This is a genomic window from Streptomyces sp. NPDC044719 (genome assembly GCF_056433405.1).
The window spans coordinates 79,354-98,433 of sequence record NZ_JBWKHE010000004.1 but is presented as its reverse complement, the minus strand read 5'-3'; the positions used below and the strand labels follow the sequence as shown (position 1 = coordinate 98,433).

Annotated in this window: 18 protein-coding genes and 1 riboswitch; of the genes, 6 read left to right on the top strand and 12 right to left on the bottom strand. The window is 73.8% G+C overall.

What is annotated here, in order from left to right; genetic code table 11:
- Positions 1-36: 36 nt before the first annotated feature.
- Positions 37-1,233 carry an N-acetyltransferase family protein gene (locus AC07DF_RS16370; protein WP_478972690.1) on the top strand — a complete coding sequence of 399 codons (1,197 nt, stop codon included), beginning with the start codon at positions 37-39 and terminating at the stop codon, positions 1,231-1,233.
- Here AC07DF_RS16370 and AC07DF_RS16365 read toward each other — a convergent pair.
- Entirely contained in the window at positions 1,140-2,441 is a 1,302-nt protein-coding gene (locus AC07DF_RS16365; RefSeq protein ID WP_478971173.1) for a trans-sulfuration enzyme family protein, read from the bottom strand. The genes AC07DF_RS16370 and AC07DF_RS16365 overlap by 94 nt on opposite strands.
- 59 nt (positions 2,442-2,500) lie before the next feature.
- On the opposite strand from AC07DF_RS16365, the gene AC07DF_RS16360 reads away from it, so the two are divergent.
- Positions 2,501-2,992 (top strand): Lrp/AsnC family transcriptional regulator, encoded by a 492-nt coding sequence (locus AC07DF_RS16360; protein WP_356923810.1) that lies wholly within the window; start codon positions 2,501-2,503, stop codon positions 2,990-2,992.
- 31 nt (positions 2,993-3,023) lie between these two features.
- Positions 3,024-4,715, top strand: a complete 1,692-nt coding sequence (locus tag AC07DF_RS16355) for a DUF885 domain-containing protein (protein WP_478971170.1) — start codon at positions 3,024-3,026, stop codon at positions 4,713-4,715.
- Here the strand turns inward: AC07DF_RS16355 and AC07DF_RS16350 are convergent, their stop codons facing one another.
- The 10 genes from AC07DF_RS16350 to AC07DF_RS16305 all read right to left on the bottom strand — a co-directional run bounded on the left by AC07DF_RS16350 (position 4,716) and on the right by AC07DF_RS16305 (position 15,620).
- A complete protein-coding gene (locus tag AC07DF_RS16350; RefSeq protein ID WP_478971168.1) occupies positions 4,716-5,549 on the bottom strand; it encodes an SDR family oxidoreductase in 834 nt (277 codons plus the stop codon). It lies immediately after the preceding gene.
- Between the two features lie 118 nt (positions 5,550-5,667).
- On the bottom strand, positions 5,668-6,186 hold the full coding sequence (locus AC07DF_RS16345; protein ID WP_478971167.1) for an immunity 21 family protein: 519 nt from the start codon (positions 6,184-6,186) through the stop codon (positions 5,668-5,670).
- A gap of 68 nt (positions 6,187-6,254) precedes the next feature.
- Positions 6,255-9,248 carry an AAA family ATPase gene (locus AC07DF_RS16340; RefSeq protein ID WP_478971165.1) on the bottom strand — a complete coding sequence of 998 codons (2,994 nt, stop codon included), beginning with the start codon at positions 9,246-9,248 and terminating at the stop codon, positions 6,255-6,257.
- Positions 9,245-10,408 carry an exonuclease SbcCD subunit D gene (locus tag AC07DF_RS16335; protein ID WP_478971164.1) on the bottom strand — a complete coding sequence of 388 codons (1,164 nt, stop codon included), beginning with the start codon at positions 10,406-10,408 and terminating at the stop codon, positions 9,245-9,247. The genes AC07DF_RS16340 and AC07DF_RS16335 overlap by 4 nt, the downstream gene beginning before the upstream one ends.
- 254 nt (positions 10,409-10,662) lie before the next feature.
- Positions 10,663-11,289, bottom strand: coding sequence for a YigZ family protein (locus AC07DF_RS16330; protein WP_454358371.1), 627 nt, complete (start codon positions 11,287-11,289; stop codon positions 10,663-10,665).
- A gap of 48 nt (positions 11,290-11,337) precedes the next feature.
- Complete coding sequence (locus tag AC07DF_RS16325) at positions 11,338-11,883, bottom strand: SixA phosphatase family protein (RefSeq protein ID WP_478971161.1); 546 nt, start codon at positions 11,881-11,883, stop codon at positions 11,338-11,340.
- On the bottom strand, positions 11,880-12,677 hold the full coding sequence (locus AC07DF_RS16320; protein ID WP_478971160.1) for a hypothetical protein: 798 nt from the start codon (positions 12,675-12,677) through the stop codon (positions 11,880-11,882). Before AC07DF_RS16320 ends, AC07DF_RS16325 begins: the two co-directional genes overlap by 4 nt.
- Before the next feature lie 107 nt (positions 12,678-12,784).
- Complete coding sequence (locus tag AC07DF_RS16315; RefSeq protein ID WP_478971158.1) at positions 12,785-13,597, bottom strand: ABC transporter ATP-binding protein; 813 nt, start codon at positions 13,595-13,597, stop codon at positions 12,785-12,787.
- A complete protein-coding gene (locus AC07DF_RS16310) occupies positions 13,594-14,607 on the bottom strand; it encodes a FecCD family ABC transporter permease (RefSeq protein ID WP_478971156.1) in 1,014 nt (337 codons plus the stop codon). Before AC07DF_RS16310 ends, AC07DF_RS16315 begins: the two co-directional genes overlap by 4 nt.
- Positions 14,604-15,620, bottom strand: coding sequence for an ABC transporter substrate-binding protein (locus AC07DF_RS16305; protein ID WP_478971154.1), 1,017 nt, complete (start codon positions 15,618-15,620; stop codon positions 14,604-14,606). Before AC07DF_RS16305 ends, AC07DF_RS16310 begins: the two co-directional genes overlap by 4 nt.
- A gap of 70 nt (positions 15,621-15,690) precedes the next feature.
- Positions 15,691-15,879: riboswitch (cobalamin riboswitch) on the bottom strand.
- An 81-nt stretch (positions 15,880-15,960) separates the two neighbouring features.
- On the opposite strand from AC07DF_RS16305, the gene AC07DF_RS16300 reads away from it, so the two are divergent.
- Complete coding sequence (locus AC07DF_RS16300; RefSeq protein ID WP_478971152.1) at positions 15,961-16,368, top strand: CoA-binding protein; 408 nt, start codon at positions 15,961-15,963, stop codon at positions 16,366-16,368.
- Positions 16,369-16,404: 36 nt separating this feature from the next.
- A complete protein-coding gene (locus AC07DF_RS16295) occupies positions 16,405-17,628 on the top strand; it encodes a 4-hydroxybenzoate 3-monooxygenase (protein WP_478971150.1) in 1,224 nt (407 codons plus the stop codon).
- 1 nt (position 17,629) lies between these two features.
- Here the strand turns inward: AC07DF_RS16295 and AC07DF_RS16290 are convergent, their stop codons facing one another.
- Positions 17,630-17,989: an ArsR/SmtB family transcription factor gene (locus tag AC07DF_RS16290; RefSeq protein ID WP_468188433.1), complete on the bottom strand. Its 360-nt coding sequence runs from the start codon at positions 17,987-17,989 to the stop codon at positions 17,630-17,632.
- A gap of 62 nt (positions 17,990-18,051) precedes the next feature.
- Between AC07DF_RS16290 and AC07DF_RS16285 the strand changes: the two genes are divergently transcribed.
- On the top strand, positions 18,052-19,080 hold the full coding sequence (locus tag AC07DF_RS16285; RefSeq protein WP_478971148.1) for a cation diffusion facilitator family transporter: 1,029 nt from the start codon (positions 18,052-18,054) through the stop codon (positions 19,078-19,080).

The window sequence follows — 19,080 nt, the reverse complement described above, 5'->3', positions numbered from 1 at the left end:
ACGCACTCGAACAACAACTGCCGCCCCGCCACCCCGATGCGGCGGTTCACCACGGCGTTCCGGGCCTGGCGGACACGACGTCACGAGAACGCGCCGCCGACGGACCATACCGAGTCCCCGGCACCGGAGCCGGTGCCGGGGGCGAGCACGCTGTGGCGGATGCGGACCACGGTGCGGGACGAGCCGGGGTCGCTGGCGGCGCTGTGCACGGCCCTCGCCGGGCAGCGCGTCGACATCCTGAGCCTGCAGACCCACCCCCTCGCCGACGGCACGGTGGACGAGTTCCTGCTGCGGGCCCCTGGCGAGCTGCCGGGGTCCGGGATCGCCACGGCCGTCCGGACGGCCGGCGGCACCGACACCTGGATCGAACGGGCCGATGCCCACGACCTGGTGGACGCGCCGACCCGGGTCCTGGGGCTCGCCGCCCGCACCGCCCTGGACGCCGCGGAACTGCCGCTGGCCCTGCGCCAGTTGCTGGGCCGCTGCACGATCCGTTCCCAGCCGGCACCGGCCGGCGGCGACCGGGCGCCCGGCGGCGTACCGGTGGAGGGGGCCCTCGACGGCACCGTGCTGCGCCTGCGCGCCCCGGAAGGCGGAGTGATCACCGTGGAGCGGCCGTACCTGCCGTTCACCCCGACCGAGTTCGCCCGGGCCAGGGCCCTGGTGGAACTGGACGCCCGGCTGGGCCCGCGCGTCCCGCACGGCCGGGACACCCTCACCCTCGCCGAGGGCGCCGACATCACCGTGCGCCGGGCCGACACCCGCGATCTGGAGTCGGCCCGGGAGATGCACGAGCGGTGCTCGGACCGCACGCTGAGGCTTCGCTACCACGGCCCGGTCGGGGATGCCGACCGGTATCTGAACCATCTGCTCAGCCCGCGCTTCGGCCGTACGCTCGCCGTGCAGACCGCGTCGGGGCGCGTCGTCGGGCTCGGGCATCTGCTGTGGGACGGGGACGAGACGGAGGTCGCGCTGCTCGTCGAGGATGCCTGGCAGCGGCGGGGTGTGGGTGCCGAGTTGCTGCGCAGGCTGGTGGCGATGGCGGTGGATGCCGGGTGCGGGAGTGTGTATGCCGTGACGCAGGCGTCGAACACCGGCATGGTCGCGGCGATGCGGGGGATGGGGCTTCCTCTCGACTATCAGGTCGAGGAAGGGACGCTGGTCATCACGGCGCGGCTGGGTGAGCCCGTTGCGTCGAGTGCGGGTGAATTGGGGAATGCCTCAGCGCCGTAGGAGCTTTCGGCGGTTGGCGTGTGCGGGTCCGTTGTGGCTTGTCGCGCAGTTCCCCGCGCCCCTAGGAGGGACCTGTCCAGGTCCCTCCAGAGGTCCTCGACGTCCTCCAAGCCCACCGACATCCTCAGCAAGCTGTCGCTCACCCCGGCGTCCTGTCGGTCTTCCGCGTCCACGATGCGATGGCTGATGGACGCCGGGTGCTGGATGAGGGTGTCGACGCTGCCGAGGCTGACGGCGGGGGTGATCAGGCGGACGCCGGCGATGACCTCGTGCGGGTCGCCGTGCACCTCGAAGGAGACCATCGCGCCGCCGATGCGCGGGTAGTGGACACGCGCCACTCGCGGGTCGGCGGCCAGGCGGCGGGCGAGTTCGGCGGCGGTGGCGGAGGCGGCCCGGACCCGTACGGGGAGGGTGGAAAGGCCGCGCAGCAGCAGGTAGCCGGCCAGCGGGTGCAGCACACCGCCCGTGGCGAACCGCACCTGGCGCAGCCTGCCCGCGAACTCCTCGTCGCAGGCGATCACGCCCGCCAGCACGTCCCCGTGACCGCCGAGGTACTTGGTGGCACTGTGCAGCACCAGCCGCGCGCCCTGCTCGGCCGGGCGCTGGAGGACCGGTGTGGCGAAGGTGTTGTCCACGAGCAGCGGCACCGAACCGCAGGCGTGGGCGACGGCCCGCAGGTCGACCTCGGCGAGCGTGGGGTTGGCCGGGGACTCCACCAGGACCAGCCCGGTGTCCGGGCGCAGCGCGTCGGCGATGCCGGCCGGGTCGGTCCAGGTCACCTCCGAGCCCAGCAGCCCGGCGGTCAGCAGATGGTCGCTGCAACCGTAGAGGGGGCGTACGGCCACTACGTGCCGCAGCCCCATCGAGGCGCGGACGAGCAGGACGGCGCTCAGGGCGGCCATGCCGCTGGCGAACGCGACCGCCGCCTCGGTTCCCTCCAGGCGGGCCAGCGCGGTCTCGAAGCGGGCGACGGTCGGATTGCCCAGCCGTCCGTAGACGGGCGGGCCTTCCGGCTCGGTGCCGGTAGCGGCGAACGCGTCGATCCGGGCCGCTTCGCCGCGGCTGTCGTACGACGGGTAGGTGGTGGACAGGTCGATCGGCGGGGCGTGCAGCCCCTGCCGGGCGAGGTCGTCCCGCCCGGCGTGCACGGCCTCGGTGGCGAGAGCTCTCGGTGCGGTACCCGGGTTCATGTCCATGCCCATATTCATGAGGGGAGAGTGAACACTGACCGGTTCTGTGCGGAAGAACGCCGTGTTACGTTCGGCCGATGGCCGAATCTGTCGTACTGGACCCGGTGGATCTCCACCTTCTGCGTTTGTTGCAGAACGACGCCCGGGCGACGTACCGGGATCTCGCCGCGCAGGTCGGCGTGGCGCCGTCGACCTGTCTGGACCGGGTGACCCGGCTGCGCCGCTCGGGAGTGATTCTCGGGCACCGGCTGGAGCTCGATCCGGCCAAGCTGGGGCGTGGCCTGGAGGCCCTGCTGTCGGTGCAGGTCAGGCCGCACCGCAGGGAGCTGGTGGGGCCGTTCGTGGAGCGGATCCGGGCCCTGCCGGAGTCGCGGACCGTGTTCCATCTGACCGGGCCGGACGACTACCTCGTCCACGTCGCGGTCGCCGACATGACCGACCTCCAGCGGCTCGTGCTGGACGAGTTCACCTCGCGGCGTGAGGTGGCGCGTGTGGAGACCCGGCTGATCTTCCAGCAGTGGGAGTGCGGGCCGCTGCTGCCGCCTTCGCCCTCGGCTCAATCCGGATGACGTGCGCCTGCCGTCGTACGAGGATGGCCGCATGTCTGAGATCAAGAGCCCGCTGCCCCGTGAGGTCGCCGACGCCTACGTCGACGAGCTCGTCGCCCTCGACCCGATCACCGGCACGTTCCTCGGCGTGAAGGAGAGTTCGAGCAGGCTGCCCGACACCTCGCCCGCGGGCCAGGAGGCGTCCGCGGAGCTGGCGCGCCGGACGCTGGCCCGGCTGGACGAGGCCGAACGGCTGCCCGGCGCGGAGAGTGAGATCGAACGCCGCTGCGGACGGCTGCTGCGCGAGCGGCTGAGCGCCGAACTCGCCGTGCACGAGGCCGAGGAGAGCCTGCGTTCCGTCAGCAACCTGAGCTCGGTCGCCCATGCGGTGCGGCAGGTGTTCACCGTGACGCCGGCGCAGACGGAGGAGGACTGGACGGCGATCGCGGAGCGGCTGCGCGCGGTCCCGGCCGCGCTGGAGGGGTACCAAGAGTCCCTGGCGCTCGGCCTGGAGCGGAAGCTGCACGGCGGGCCCCGCGCCACGGCCACGTTCGTGGAGCAGCTCGGTGAGTGGGCCGACGCGGACGGCACGGGGCAGGGCTGGTTCGAGCAGTTCGCGGCCGCGGGCCCGGAGTCGCTGCGGTCCGAGCTGGACACCGCCGCCCGCTCGGCCACCGAGGCCGTCCTGCGGCTGCGCGACTGGATGCGGGACGTGTACGCACCGGCGATCGAGGGCGCGCCGGACGTGGTGGGCCGGGAGCGGTACGCGCGCTGGGTGCGCTACTTCAACGGCACGGACCTCGACCTGGACGAGGCGTACGCCTACGGCTGGTCCGAGTACCACCGCCTCCTCGGCGAGATGAAGACCGAGGCCGAGAAGATCCTGCCGGGCGCGGCCACCCCGTGGGTGGCGCTGGCGCACCTGGACGAGCACGGCACGCACATCGAGGGCGTCGACGAGGTGCGTCAGTGGCTCCAGTCCCTGATGGACGAGGCGATCGACGCGCTCGACGGCACCCACTTCGACCTGGCCGAGCGGGTGCGCCGGGTGGAGTCACGCATCGCCCCTCCGGGCAGCGCCGCGGCCCCCTACTACACGGAGCCGTCGGACGACTTCTCGCGACCGGGCTGCACCTGGCTGCCGACCATGGGCAAGACGCGTTTCCCGGTCTACGACCTGGTCTCGACCTGGTACCACGAGGGCGTCCCCGGCCACCACCTCCAGCTGGCCCAGTGGAAGCACGTGGCGCAGGACCTCTCCCGCTACCAGGCCGGTGTCGGCATGGTGAGCGCCAATGCCGAGGGCTGGGCGCTGTACGCGGAGCGGCTGATGGACGAGCTGGGCTTCCTGACGGACCCGGAGCGCCGGCTGGGCTATCTGGACGCGCAGATGATGCGGGCCGTGCGCGTCATCATCGACATCGGCATGCACCTGGAGCTGACCATCCCGGACGACTCCCCCTTCCACCCCGGGGAGCGCTGGACGCCCGCGCTGGCGCAGGAGTTCTTCGGCTCGCACAGCAGCCGCCCCGCGGACTTCGTGGAGAGCGAGCTGACGCGCTATCTGTCCATGCCGGGCCAGGCCATCGGCTACAAGCTCGGCGAGCGGGCCTGGCTGCTGGGCCGTGAGAACGCCCGCGCCCGGCACGGCGACGCCTTCGACCCGAAGGCCTGGCACATGGCGGCCCTCTCGCAGGGTTCCCTGGGCCTGGACGACCTGGTGGACGAGCTGTCCGCCCTCTGATCAGCGCCGGAATCCGCCTTCGGAGCTGATGACCTCACCGGTGATCCAGCCCGCCTCGTCCGTCGCGAGCCAGGCGATGAGGCGGGCCGGATCGTCGGGCATGCCCCACCGTCCGGCGGGGAAGCCGGCCGCCACGGCCTCGTACGCCTCCCCGGTCAGGTAATCGGTGTCGACAGGACCGGGGTTGACGGTGTTCACCGTGATTCCCTGTTCGACGAGGGTGGTCGACAGGGAGCGGGTCATCGAGGCGAGGGCGCCCTTCTGGAGGGCGTAGGCGATCTCGCCGGGCATACCGCCCGCGATGTCCTGGCCGGAGGTCAACATCATGACGCGGCCTCCGGGGCCGGGTGGCCGCAGCCGGGCGTGCGCCTGGACGAGCAGCAGGACCGAGCGGGTGTCGACCGCCCAGTGCCTGTCGAGCATCGCAACGTCGATCTCGCCCAGAGAGCCGTCGAATCCGCTCTGCGCGTGGTTGGCGACGAGGATGTCGAGCCGCCCGCCGAGCGCGTCGGCGGCCGTGCTGATCAGTTCGGCGGGCACAGCCGGGTCGGCCAGGTCACCGGGTCCGGCGACGACCCGTGCCTCGGGGTCCCCGAGTGCGTCACGCACGGACGCCACGACGTCCTCGGGCCGGTCGGCGCCCCAGGGCATGCCGGCATCGTGCGGCACATGGTGATGAAGAAAGACACTCGCCCCATAGGCGGCGAGCCGACGTGCCACGGCATGCCCGATGCCGGCGCGCCGACTGGCACCGGTCACCAGGGCGGTACGGCCACGCAGGGGCAGGGGGTCACGGCGCAGTTCTTCGGGGCTGGGATGCGGAAGTCGCGGCATACGGTCATCGTGGCCGGGCCATTCGAACGACGCACGCGAATATCGGGCTTCTTGGGGGCGCGGGGAACTGCGACCAGCCACGGACAACCCGCACACGCCGACGGCCGACAACCCCTGGCTACCTCGGCGCCAACAACCGAAGCTGGACCAACCCCAGCCACGTCTCAGCCCCCGGCTGCACTCGAGCCGCCCGAACCGCATACCGCCCCGGCTCCAGAACGACCCGCACACGGTCGCTCCCCACCGGCTCGCCTCCAGGCCATGCCGCGTCGAACAGCAGCACCGGCCCGGGCACGTCCCAGCTGACCTCCGGCTCCCACCGCGCCGTCGCGACAGCCCCCGGCACACTCGCCAGCAGCTCGCCCTCGGAATCGCCCGCGCACCACCGCACGAAGACGCCCTGGTCGGGCAGATAGGCGGTCGAGGCCGGCTCGTCGCCCAGCACCAGTGCCGTGCAGTCGCCGACCGGCAGCAGCCCGACGTCTCCGTCCACCTCACAGGCCCGGTCGTAGTCCGACGCCGTCTCCTCGCCGTCGGCACCCGCCCAGAAGGACAGAACCGTCTCGGGCACCGCTATCAGCGGTCCGCCGCCCGACTCCACCCACTCCACCGTGCCCGGCTCCGCGTATCGCACCATGGGGCAAGAACCTACAACGCCAACCCGCATCACCGGGCCCGGGGTTAGGGCCTCCCCCACAAAACCCCCTAAGTCCCGCGCTGCCTCAGCACCGATCCGGACCGGCCCTTGACGACCTCCAGCTGCGCGTGGATCCGCCGTCGCAGATCGGGCACATGGCTGACGATGCCGACGCTGCGGTCGCGTTCGCGCAGGGAGTCGAGGACGTCGAGGACCTCGTCGAGGGTCTGGTCGTCGAGGCTGCCGAAGCCCTCGTCGATGAAGAGGGTGTCAAGCCGCACGCCGCCCGCCTCGTCCGTGACGACGTCCGCGAGGCCGAGGGCGAGGGCGAGGGAGGCGAAGAACGTCTCACCGCCCGACAGCGTCGCCGTGTCCCGCTCGCGGCCGGTCCACGCGTCGACGACATGCAGTCCGAGTCCGCTGCGCCCGCGCCCGGTGCGGTCGTCGGAGTGGACGAGGGTGTAGCGGCCGGACGACATGCGCCGCAGCCGTACGGTCGCCGCGGCGGCGACCTGTTCCAGCCGGGCCGCGAGGACGTACGACTCCAGGCGCATCCGGCGTTCGTTGTCGGCCGAGGTGCCGGCGGTGAGGCCGGCCATGCGGGCGACCCGGTCGTACTCCTCGCGCAGCGGCGCCAGCCGGCGCACCGAGGCGGTCGCCCGGGCGGACAGCCGGTCGAGTTCGGCGCAGCGCCTGGTGGCGGCGTCATGGGCGGAGGCGGCGTCGCGGGTCCGCCGGTCCGCGGCGGAGGCGGCCTGCTCCGCGGCCTCCAGGTCGGCGGGCCGCTGCCGTGCGGCGGCCGCGGTGTCGGCCTCGGCGAGGACGGCCCGTGCGGCGGCCTCCTCCGTCTGCCAGGCGTCCAGCCGCCGTTGCAGCTCGCGGTGGACGGCGTCGTCGAGGAGCGCGTCGGCCGCGGCCTGCGGGGTCTCGAAACCCGCGCGGAAGGCGGCGTCGGCGAGCCGGGCGTCGGCGTCCTTGAGCCGCTGGGCGGTGTCCTCGGCGGCGCGGGCGGTGTCGGCGGCGTCCGTGAGCAGCGCGGTCCGCCGCTCCAGTTGCGCGGCCCGCTCGGCGACGCTGTTCGAGGTGCCCCTCGCCCGGTCCAGTTCCTCCTCCAGGCCGGCCCGTTCCCGGTCCAGCCGCTCCCGGTGCCCGACCCGGGCGGCGGTCCGCACGGCGGCCTCCTGCCGGGCGGCGACGCGCCGTTCCTGCTCGTGCCCGGCCTGCCGCAGCCGTTCCCGCGCGGAGTGCAGCTCGGCGACGGCACGGCGGGCCTGCTCGTACTGCTCCTCCAGCTCCTCGGCCTCATCGGCGAGCTGCCCGGTGGGAGAGTCTCCGGCTTCGGCGGTGGCCGCCGCCAGTGCCTCCCGTACGTCGCCCAGCCGCTGTTCGTCCGCGGTGCGCTGTTCGTCGGCGCGCTGGTAGGCGGCCAGGGCGTGTTCCTCGGCCTCGCGGTCGACGTGCCCGGCGACCTTGCGGGCGGGGGCGGGGTGTTCGGTGGCACCGCAGACGGCGCAGGGCTCGCCGTCGGTGAGGTGCGCGGCCAGTTCGGCGGCGATGCCGGTCAGGCGCTGTTCCTTGAGGTCGAGCCAGTGCTGCTTGGCCCGCAGTGCCCGCTCGCGCACGTCGCGGACCCGGTCGGCGGCCTGGTCGGTGTCCTTGGCGAGCTGGTCGCGCAGCCGGGCCGCCTTCAGGCGCTGCCGCGCGGGCTCGCGCCGTACGGCGAGCTGTTCGGCGAGGGACGCGGCCTGCTGGGCTGCATCCACCCGGGTCTGGAGGCCGGCGCGAGTCTCCTCCCAGCCGTCGAGCCAGTCCTCCGCCTCCCGCAGGATCTCCGCGTCGGCACGCTCCTGGCGGTCCAGGCCGGCGCGTTCGTCGCGGAGTTCGGCCAGCCGGCGCTCGGCGCGGCGGGCCGAGTCCAGCCCGCCCAGTTCCTCGGCGGCCCGGCGTGCGGCCGTCGCGAGTCCGGCCGCGCCCGCGTCGGCGAAGCCCTCGGGCAGCAGGGCTCGCGCGCGTGCCTCGGCGGCGGCGGCCCGTCGGTGATCGGCGTCGGCGGACTCCCGCAGGTCCAGGGCGGGCGCGACCTTCTCGGCCTTGCGGGAGCGCTCCATGCGCGACTGCGCCTCCCGGAAGGCCTCGGCGCCCTCCTCCAGGCGCGCCGCCCGCTCGCGCGCCTCGGCGAACCGCCGCTGGAGCCGGGCGAGTTCGCGCACGTCGTCCAGGGCGCGCCCGGCCGCGGCCCGGGCGGACTCGGCGGCGGTGAGCGTGCGGTCGGCGACCGTGAGCTGTTCCCGGGCGGTGCTGCGGGCGATGGCGGCGGCGGCCAGCACGGCCTCGGCGAGTCCCGGTTCGCCCGGGGCCAGCTCCGGGAGCTCCATGGCGTCGCCTGCGGCCTGCTGCATACGGTGGGCGTCGGCCAGCAGTTCGGCGTCCCCGTCCCGCACCTGGGCCTCGGTGGCCCGGCGCCGCTCGGCGAGACGCTTCTCGACGTCGGCGAAGCGACGGGTGTCGAAGAGCCGGCCGAGCAGCTTGCCCCGGGCCTCGGCGTCGGCGCGCAGGAACCGGGCGAAGTCGCCCTGCGGCAACAGCACGACCTGGCAGAACTGCTCCCGGCTCATGCCGAGCAGCTGGGTGATCTCCTCGCCGATCTCCTGGTGGGAGCGGCTGAGGTCCTTCCAGGCCGCGGCCGTCGCGTCGTACTCGCGGAGCCAGGTCTGGGCCTTGTCGACCGTCGTGCCGGTCCCGCGCTTCTTGGGGCGTTCCCAGGGCGGCTGGCGGGTGACCTCCAGCCTGCGTCCGGCGACGGTGAGTTCGAGGCTGACCTCGGTGCGGGTCGCGGGTGCGGCGTGGTCGCTGCGCAGGGTCGCGCCCTGGCCGCCGCCCTGCCTGGCGCCCGGCACCGAGCCGTACAGGGCGTAGCACACGGCGTCGAGGACGGACGTCTTGCCGGCGCCGGTCGGTCCGTGCAGCAGGAACAGCCCGGCAGCCGACAGCTCGTCGAAGTCGACGGTCTGGGTGCCTCCGAAGGGGCCGAAGGCGGTGACCGTCAGCCGGTGGAGCCTCAACGGGCCACCTCCCGCACGGTCTCGTCGGCGCGGACCGCGTCGAACGCGTCCCGCAGCACGCCCTGTTCGTGCGCGTCGGGTCCGGCGCCGCGCACATGGGCGACGAAGTCCTCCGCGATCTGCTGGTCGCTGCGGCCGGCGAGGCGACGGGCGTACGACACGTCGGGGTCGTCCTCGGTGCGGTCGGGGTCGAAGACGAGGCTGAGCGTGTGCGGGAAGCGCTCGGTGAGCCGGGCCATCGGGTCGGCCGGGCGGACCGGGTCGGTGAGCGTCGCCTCGACCCACGACTCCTCGTGCCGTGCCTGTCCCGGGTCGGCGAGCAGGTCGTCCAGCGTGCCCCGGATCCGGGCCAGGGGGCGCGGCACTGGGCAGTCGACGCGCTCGGCGCCGACCGGCCCGTCGGCGCCCAGGTCGACGAGCCACATGCTCTTGCGGTGGCCGGCTTCGGAGAAGGAGTAGGGCAGCGGGGAGCCGGAGTAGCGGACGCGCTCGGTGAGGGTCTGGCAGCCGTGCAGATGCCCGAGCGCCACGTAGTCGACGCCGTCGAACACGCCGGCTGGCACCGCGGCCACGCCGCCGACGGTGATGTCCCGCTCGCTGTCGCTGGGCTCGCCGCCGGTGACGAAGGCGTGCGCGAGGACGACGGAGCGGGTGCCGGGCGCACGGGTGGCGAGGTCGGCGCGGACGCGGTCCATGGCGGCGGCGAGCACGGCCTCGTGTCCGGCCTTCTCCACGCCGAACTCGTCCTTCACCAGGGCCGGTTCGAGATACGGGAGCCCGTAGAAGGCGACGTCGCCGTGGGCGTCGGCCAGCACCACGGGGATACCGGCCGCCGACGGCTCGGTCCGCAGATGGATGCCGGCCCGCCCGATCAGGCCCGCGCCGACGCCCAGACGGCGGGCCGAGTCGTGGTTCCCGGAGATCATCACGGTCGGCACGCCGAGGTCGGCCAGCCGGTGCAGGGCGTCGTCGAACAGCTCCACCGCGGCGAGCGGCGGAACCGCCCGGTCGTAGACGTCCCCCGACACGACCACCGCGTCCACGGCCCGCTCCCGCACGGTCGCGACGAGGTGGCCGATGAACTCGGCCTGGGCACCGAGCATGTTCACCCGGTGGAACGACCGGCCGAGGTGCCAGTCGGATGTGTGCAGCAGTCTCACGACACCGCTCCGACCCGCATGCCTCTCCCCGCTACCGTTCCACGACCAGCGCGAGCCAGGACGGCTCGCTGTCAGACCCACCACGCTAACGCGTGCGGACCCCTGGTCCACCACGAACCTCGGCATGCCACTGCCTTCCGCGGCGATTCAGCGGATATATCCGTACTCAGACCGCGGTGTCGTCATTCCGGTGCGATGTCGTACTGATGCCGAACCGGGCGGCGAGCCTGCGGCAGCCGGTGGCTGACCGCGTGTCAGGCGTCGCCGTACGCCTCCCCGCCCGGCTCGAACCCGGCGGTCCCGGCGGTCGTGTCGGCGAGCCATGCCCGGAAGGCGTCCACCTCGGCGTCCGGGAGGGCGAGTTCGATCGTGACCGCCTCGCCGTAGCGCACGTCCCGCACCTCGCGGCCGGTGGTGCGCAGGTCGTTCTCCAGTTTGCCCGCCCGCTGGTGGTCGACGGTGACGGTGGCCAGGCGGAATCTGCGGCGGGTGCGCGATCCCAGGGTGTCCAGGGCCTCGCCGACCGCTCCGCCGTACGCCCGGATGAGGCCGCCGGCGCCGAGCTTGACGCCGCCGTAGTAGCGGGTGACGACGGCGACGACGTACCGCATGTCGCGGCGCAGCAGCATCTGGAGCATGGGGACCCCGGCGGTGCCGCCGGGTTCGCCGTCGTCGCTCGCCTTCTGGACCGAGGCGTCCGCGCCGATGACGTAGGCCCAGCAGTTGTGGCTGGCGGCGGCGTGCTCCTTGCGGACCGCGGCGATGAAGTCCTGGGCCTCCTGCTCGGTGGCCGCCGGGGCGAGGGCGCACAGGAAGCGGGAGCGGTTGACCTCGGTCTCGTGCACGCCCGCGCGGGCGACCGTGCGGTATTCGTCCTGCATCAGGCCAGCCTATGCGGGTGCCCGGGAGCGGCCCGGACCGGTCCGCGGCTACTTGTCCTTGCGGCCCCGGGGCACGATCACGGACGTGAGCAGCGCGGTGCCGGGGGCGAGGGACCGCCAGGTCGTGCCGCGCCAGGACAGGACGGCGATCGCCGAGGTGGGGAACTTCGTACGCACCCGCTCCAGGGTGTCGTCGAGGCCGTCGGCGGCGAGCGCCAGGACCAGTTCCTCCAGGCCGGGGTTGTGCCCGATCAGCAGCAGCGTCTCGACCTCGGCGGGCACCTCGTGCGCGACGGCGAGCAGGCCGGAGGGGCCTGCGGCGTACAGCCGCCGGTCGTGGCGGACCGGCGGGGGCGTGCCCCACTGGCCGGCGGCCAGGTCCCAGGTCCGGCGCGCGCGTACGGCGGTGGAGCACAGCGCGAGGTCCGGCAGGCAGTCGGCCGCGGCCAGGGCGCGCCCGGCCGCGGGGGCGTCCCGGCGGCCGCGCGGGGCGAGGGGGCGTTCGTGATCGGCGACGTCCACGGGCCAGGCGGACTTGGCGTGCCGCAGGACGACCAAGCGGCGCAGTGGGCCGGCTCCGGCGCGCTCGATCATGACGGGGATCCCAGGTCGCGGGTGAGGTCGAGGCCGAGGAGCCGGTCGGCGTACGCGTACGTCTCGAAGCGCGCGCCGTCGGGCAGCTCCGGCTCGCTCTCGACATGGTGCAGGACGTCCAGTACCCGGGGCGTGTCCAGGTCATCCTCCCAGGCGTCGCGCAACCGCCCGCGCACCTCGTCGGGGACGGGCCGTGAGGGCCGCCGGGCCCAATGGGCGACCGCACCGCGCCACCGGGCGAGGGTGCCCCGGGCCTCGTCGAGCACGGCCGCGTCCAGCCGGGCGGGGGCGCCGTGGTGCCGGGCGAGGAGGGCGAGACGCAGGACACCGGGGTCGATGCCGGTGCCGAGGTCGTCGGGCGTGCCCAGGTTCCCGGGATGCGCGGGGGCACCGTCGATGTGCGCGGGGGCGACCTCGATCCGCACACCGCCGGTCGCCGCCCCGCCCTCGACGGCCACATGGATGACCTGGGCCTCGCCCAGCCCGGCACTCACGTCATGGCTGTCCTCGAACGGCCGGATGCCGAGGGCGGTGGCCTCCGCCTGCAGCTCGGCCTGTCGTCGTCCCCCGGTCAGCAGCGCCCACACCGGGGTGCCGCCGATTTCCAGGGCCCGGACGAGCAGGTCCGCGACGAGCAGCACCCGCAGGTTCGTCGTGTCGGAGCCGGGCGCGTGCACCTCGACACGGGTCAGGCCCCGGCGGGCGGGGGCGGCGTCGACCGGCCGGCCGGTACGGGCGTCGATGATGCGCAGCACGAGGCGAGCGTAGGCGTGCGGACGGGCACACGCGGGCATGTTCGGCGTTTCCCGGCCACCGTGGCGAGGTCCGCTCCGACGGACGGCGTACCCGGCGCCGGGAGTGGCAGGCCTCGGGCCGGTGCGCCCGGGCCGCCCCGAGGCCCTCAGGCCAGCGTGCCCAGGAAGCGCACATGGGGCCGCTGTTCGGGCCCGTCGCGGCTGACGGCGGCCCGCACTCCGTACACGTCCGCGATGAGCTCCTCCGTGAGGACCTCCCCCGGAGCACCGCCCGCCACGACCCTTCCCTCGCGCAGGACGACGACCCGGTCGCAGTACATCGCCGCGAGGTTGAGGTCGTGCAGCGCGACGACGGTGGTGACCGGCAGGCCGGTGACCAGGGCGAGCAGGTCCAGCTGGTGGTGGATGTCGAGGTGGTTGGTGGGCTCGTCCAGGAGGAGCTCCCGGGGTTCCTGCGCGAGCGCGCGGGCGATCTGCACACGCTGGCGTTCGCCGCCGGACAGGGTGTGCCAGAGCTGGCCGGCCCGGGCGGCGAGGCCGGTGCGTTCCAGGGCCGCGTGTATCGCCCGCTCGTCGTGCGCCGAGGCGGGTGCCCAGGCCCGGCGGTGCGGTACGCGGCCCAGCCGTACCACGTCCAGCACGGTCAGCTCGACCTGTGTGTCCGCCTGTTGCTCGACCATGGCGAGCCGGCGGGCGACGGTACGGCGGGGCAGGTCGCCCAGCGGGGTGTTGTCGAGGGTGACTACTCCGGCGGTCGGCGTGAGCAGCCCGGCGAGCAGCCGCAGCAGTGTGGACTTGCCGGAGCCGTTCGGGCCGAGGACGCCGACGGTGGAGCCGGGTTCGGGCGCGAGGACGACGCCGTCGAGGATGAGGCGCCCGTCGGCACGGCGGCTGACCCGGTCCGCCCGGAGCCCGGCCCGCACCCGCGCTTCCGTATCACCGGCGTGTGTCTCCGTCACCGCACCCTCCGCGTCCGGTAGAGCACCGCCACGAACGCCGGCACCCCGATCAGCGAGGTCACGACCCCCACCGGCACCTCCTGGGGATCCAGGACCGTCCGGGCCAGGGTGTCGACCCACACCAGGAACACCGCCCCGGCGAGGGCGGTGACCGGCAGCAGCCGGACGTGCCCGGGTCCGGCCAGGGCCCGGGCGGCGTGCGGCAGGACCAGCCCGACGAAGCCGATCGCCCCGGCCGAGCTGACCAGCGCGGCCGTGAGCAGGGCCGTGACGCACAGCAGCACCAGACGGGTGCGGGCCACGGACACCCCGAGCGCGGCCGCCGCGTCCTGCCCGAAGGCGAAGGCGTCGAGGGTGCGGGCGTACGACAGGCACACCACCAGTGCCACGGCCAGGACGGCGAAGCACAGCCACACGTCGGTCCAGCCGGCCCCGCCGAGTGAGCCCAGAAGCCAGAACAGCACGCCCCGGGTGGTCTCGGCGTCGGCGGCGGTCAGCACGACGAAGGAGGTCAGCGCGGAGAAGAGCTGCATGGCGGCGACGCCCGCGAGGACGACCCGGTCGGTGGTGTCGCCGAGGGTGTGGCTGAGCAGCAGGACCAGCGCGAAGGAGACCAGGGCGCCGAGGAAGGCGCCCGCGGACACCGAGACGGCACCGCCGCCCACGCCCAGCACGACGATGACGACCGCGCCGGTGGAGGCGCCCGAGGACACCCCGAGCACGAACGGGTCGGCCAGCGGATTGCGCAGCAGCGACTGCATCACGGCCCCGCACACGGCGAGTCCCGCCCCGCACACGGCCGCGAGCAGGGTGCGCGGCAGGCGCAGCTGCCAGACGATCCCGTCCCGGATCGGCGTCAGGCCGGAGCTGCCGACCCCCAGGTGGGACGCGACGACGGACCACACGTCCCCGACCCGGATGTCGGCCGGTCCGATGGTGATCGCCAGGGCGACGGAGACCACCAGCAGCAGGGCGCCCCCGACGGCGAGCGCCGGTCCGCGCACGGTCACTTCACGAGCCCGAACTCACGCAGTCCGGCCGCGACCTTCTCCACGCCCTCGACCGTGCGGATGGTCGGGTTCATGGCCTGCCCGCTGAGCAGCACGTACCGCTTGTGCTTGACCGCGTCCATGTTCTTGGTGACGGGGTTGGACTCCAAGAAGGCGATCTTCCGCTTCGCCGACTCGGCGGTCTCCGAGTCGCGGGTCAGGTCGCCGATCACGAGGACGTCCGGGTTCCGGTCGGCGACCGTCTCCCAGTTGACCTGCGGCCACTCCTCGTGCGTGTCGTCGAAGACGTTCTTCGCGCCGAGGGCGCGGGTCATGATCCCGGGCGCTCCGCAGCAGCCGGCCAGATAGGGCGACTCGGAGTTGGCGAACCAGTACAGAAGGGAGACGTCCGAGGCGTCGACGCCCCGCGTGGCCTTCCTCATCCGCTGCTGGAGGGATGCCACGAGCTTGTCGCCGCGGTCCTTCACTCCGAAGACGGTCGCGAGGTCCCGCACCTCGCCGTAGACGGTGTCGATGCCCAGCGCCTTGTCGCGCTTGCCGTCGCCGCCGCCCGAGTTGTCCTTGCCGGCGCAGTCGGACGGGGAGACGTACGTGGGCACGCCGAGCTTCTCGAACTGCTCGCGGGTGGCGACGCCGCCCTTGCCGAGGGTGGAGACGAAGGACGCCGCGACGAAGTCGGGCTCGGAGTCCAGGACCCGTTCGAAGGAGGGGTTGTTCTCGGCGATGCGCGGCACCTTCGCGTTGGCCTTCTCCAGCCCCTTCATCACGGGGTCGGTCCAGGTCGCGGTACCCGCTAGCCGGTCGGCGAGACCGAGGGAGAGCAGGATCTCGGTGGTGCCCTGGTTGAGGGAGACGGCGTGCCGGGGCGCCTTGTCGACCCGGACCTTCCGGCCGCAGTTGTCGAGTGTGACGGCGGCCTTCGTCGTGGTGGGCTTCGAGTCCCCGCAGCCGGTCAGGAGCAGGGAGCCGGCCGCGAGCAGGACGGCGGCACGGGCGGGTCGGGCGAGGGGCAAGGAAACCAGTCCTCAGGCGTCGAGGGCCCGATCGCGGAGCCCGGTCGTACGGTGCTCCCCCACCGCCGGCCGGCCGCGGGGGCCGCCAGCAGGTCTTCGGACTCGGGTTCACCCGGTGCGGGGCGCCTTCCCGTACGACGTCCAGCCGTACAGTGGCCGCGGCCCCGCCCGTCCCCCTCACCGCTGCGCGTCAGTTCCGGATTCGCACCGGATTCCCTGACCCACGTACATGGGTTCGACTGGCCTCGGCAAGCTATCACGGTGGGCATCGGGGAATCACCGCGCGCCCCGCGTCGTTGCCCGGACAGCAGCTCTTCCGCGACTCCCGAGGAGGCCGCCGGTGTACGGCGACGACGCAACGGTCCGCAGGATCCTCACCGAGCTCGGCGACACCTGGGCCGTGGTCGGCCTGTCGTCGAACCGGCAGCGCGCGGCGTACGGCGTCGCCGCGGTGCTCCAGCGCTACGGCAAGCGCGTCGTGCCCGTGCACCCCAAGGCGGAGACCGTGCACGGCGAGCAGGGGTACGCGAGTCTGGCGGACATCCCCTTCGACGTGGACGTCGTGGACGTGTTCGTGAACAGCGACCTCGCCGGAGCGGTCGCGGACGAGGCGGTCGCCAAGGGCGCCGGGGCGGTGTGGTTCCAGCTCGGCGTCATCGACGCGGCGGCGTACGACCGCACCCGGGCCGCGGGCCTGGAGATGGTGATGGACCGGTGCCCGGCGATCGAGATCCCGCGGCTCGGGTAAGGGTCACGACGGTCGCGCCCCCTCCATAATGAGCGCATGACCCACGCCTCCCCGCCCGCGGACACAGGCTCCGCCGGACGTTTCCCGGTCGTCGTCGTGGGTGCCGGTCCCGCCGGGCTGACCGTCGGCAACATCCTGCGGGCCGCCGCCGTGGACTGCCTGGTGCTGGAGACCGAGACCCGGGAGTTCATCGAACAGCGGCCCCGGGCCGGGGTCATCGAGGAGTGGGCCGTACGCGGTCTGGAGAAGCGGGGCCTCGCCCGGAACCTGCTGGACCGCGCGGAGCTGCACACCGCGTGCGAGTTCCGCTTCGACGGGGAGCGGTACCGGTTCCACTACGGCGAGATGACGGGCAGTCACCACTTCGTCTACCCGCAGCCCTTGCTCGTGACGGACCTGGTGCGCGAGTACGCCGATGTGCGGGGCGGGGAGATCCGCTTCGGGATCCGGGACGTGGAGCTGCACGACCTCGAGACCGACCGGCCGTCCGTGTCGTACACCTGCCCGGAGACGGGTGAACGGCGGGTCGTGCACTGCGACTTCGTGGCCGGCTGCGACGGGGCGCGCGGAGTGACGCGGGCCGCACTGCCGCCCGAGCGGGTCCGGGTCGCGCGGCACGACTACGGCATCGGCTGGCTGGCGCTGCTCGCCGAGGCGCCGCCGTCCGCCGACTGCGTGCTGTTCGGCTGTCACGCGAACGGCTTCGCGGGCCAGATGCCCCGCAGCCCGGAGGTGACCCGCTACTACCTCCAGTGCCCGCCGGGTGACGACCCGGAGAACTGGCCGCACGAGCGCGTCTGGGCGGAGCTGCGGCAGCGGCTCGGGGCGGCCGGAGCGCCACCGCTGACGGAGGGGCGGCTGATCGAGAAGCGCGTGCTGGACATGCACGACTACGTGGTCGAGCCGATGGCGCACGGCCGGCTGTACCTCGCGGGCGACGCGGCGCATCTGGTCGCCCCCATCGCCGCCAAGGGCATGAACCTCGCCCTGCACGACGCCTTCCTGCTCGGCGACGCCCTGGTGGTGCGCCTGACGACGGGTGACGACAGCGGTCTGGCCGGCTATGCGGAGGCCTGCCTGCGGCGTGTGTGGGACTACCAGGAGTTCTCGCAGTGGCTGTCCGAGGTGTACCACGGCACGGCGGCGGGCGACCCGTTCCGCGCGGGCACCACGCTCGCCCGGCTGCGCCGCCTGTTCACCTCGCCCGCGGCGGCCGCGGCCTTCGCCGAGCAGTATCTGGGGACGGCCGCGCGGTACTGACTCAGTCGTGCGGAGGGCGGTCGCTGAGACGGTGGTCGGCCACGTTCAGCGCCTCGTCCACGAGCCGGCGCAGATGGCCGTCGCGGAGTGAGTAGATCACGCGGCGGCCTTCTTTACGGGTGTCCACCAGGCCCGCGAGACGCAACCGCGCCAGATGCTGACTGACGGCGGGCCGGGCCGCCCCGCACGCTTCCGTGAGCGTCGTGACGTCGGCCTCTCCCCCGGTCAGCGCGTGCAGCAGGGCGAGCCGGGTCCGGTCGCCCAGGAGGGCGAGGAGTTCGGCGGCGAGCGCGAACTGTTCCTCGCCGGGGCTGCGCGGATGCGCATCGTGCGCAGGTGACAGGTGCATGCGTGCGCTCATACGCACATAATGGCCCTGTGGGCGTGTGCACGTCCACTCCCGCGCACCGGAAGGGGACCCACGTGAGCGACCGGCACGAGCACTCCCACCCTCACCACCACCGGCACGGCCTGCGCCACCGGCTGTCCCACCTCCTCACCCCCCACTCCCACGAGACGGCCGACAAGGTCGACTCCGCCCTGGAGTCCTCGGCCCGGGGAATGCGGGCGCTGTGGGTCTCGCTCGCGGTGCTCGGCGTGACGGCCCTGGCCCAGGCGCTCGTGGTGGCCGTCTCCGGCTCGGTGGCGCTGCTCGGGGACACCGTGCACAACACCGCGGACGCCCTGACCGCCGTACCGCTCGGGATCGCCTTCGTGCTGGGACGGCGGGCGGCCACGCGCCGCTTCACCTACGGCTACGGGCGGGCCGAGGATCTGGCGGGGCTCGTAATCGTGCTGACGATCGCCGCGTCCGCGGCCTTCGCGGGGTGGACCGCGATCGACCGCCTCCTCGATCCGCGTCCGGTCCAGCACGTCCCGGCGGTCGCCGTGGCGGCCCTCGTAGGGTTCGCGGGCAACGAGTGGGTGGCGCGCTACCGCATCCGGGTCGGCCGCGCGATCGGCTCGGCCGCGCTGGTCGCCGACGGACTGCACGCCCGCACCGACGGCTTCACCTCACTGGCCGTGCTGCTGGGCGCCGGCGGCTCGGCCCTGGGCTGGCAACTGGCGGACCCGATCGTGGGGCTGGCGATCACGGCGGCGATCGCGCTGGTGCTGCGGGACGCGGCACGGGAGGTGTTCCGGCGGGTGATGGACGCGGTCGACCCGGCCCTGGTGGACCGGGCCGAAGCCGCCCTGGCCGAGGTCCCCGGGGTGCGCGCGGTGGGTGAACTGCGGCTGCGCTGGATCGGGCACCGGCTGCGCGCCGAGGTCGCGGTGGTGGTGGACGGCGCCGTGACGGTCCGCGAGGCCCACCGCATCGCCGTCGACGCCGAGCACGCGCTGCTGCACGCCGTGCCCCGCCTCACCGCCGCCCTGGTCCACGCCGACCCGGCACCGGTCCCGGGCGAGACCGACCCGCATCTCGTGCTGGCCCACCACACGCCGGCGTAG

Excerpts from the sequence above, each read along its gene's own strand:
- AC07DF_RS16370 (WP_478972690.1), top strand. The coding sequence starts at position 37 with ATGCGGCGGTTCACCACGGCGTTCCGGGCCTGGCGGACACGACGTCAC.
- AC07DF_RS16365 (WP_478971173.1), bottom strand. The coding sequence starts at position 2,441 with ATGAATATGGGCATGGACATGAACCCGGGTACCGCACCGAGAGCTCTC.
- AC07DF_RS16360 (WP_356923810.1), top strand. The coding sequence starts at position 2,501 with ATGGCCGAATCTGTCGTACTGGACCCGGTGGATCTCCACCTTCTGCGT.
- AC07DF_RS16355 (WP_478971170.1), top strand. The coding sequence starts at position 3,024 with ATGTCTGAGATCAAGAGCCCGCTGCCCCGTGAGGTCGCCGACGCCTAC.
- AC07DF_RS16350 (WP_478971168.1), bottom strand. The coding sequence starts at position 5,549 with ATGCCGCGACTTCCGCATCCCAGCCCCGAAGAACTGCGCCGTGACCCC.
- AC07DF_RS16345 (WP_478971167.1), bottom strand. The coding sequence starts at position 6,186 with ATGGTGCGATACGCGGAGCCGGGCACGGTGGAGTGGGTGGAGTCGGGC.
- AC07DF_RS16330 (WP_454358371.1), bottom strand. The coding sequence starts at position 11,289 with ATGCAGGACGAATACCGCACGGTCGCCCGCGCGGGCGTGCACGAGACC.
- AC07DF_RS16325 (WP_478971161.1), bottom strand. The coding sequence starts at position 11,883 with ATGATCGAGCGCGCCGGAGCCGGCCCACTGCGCCGCTTGGTCGTCCTG.
- AC07DF_RS16320 (WP_478971160.1), bottom strand. The coding sequence starts at position 12,677 with ATGCCCGCGTGTGCCCGTCCGCACGCCTACGCTCGCCTCGTGCTGCGC.
- AC07DF_RS16295 (WP_478971150.1), top strand. The coding sequence starts at position 16,405 with ATGACCCACGCCTCCCCGCCCGCGGACACAGGCTCCGCCGGACGTTTC.
- AC07DF_RS16290 (WP_468188433.1), bottom strand. The coding sequence starts at position 17,989 with ATGAGCGCACGCATGCACCTGTCACCTGCGCACGATGCGCATCCGCGC.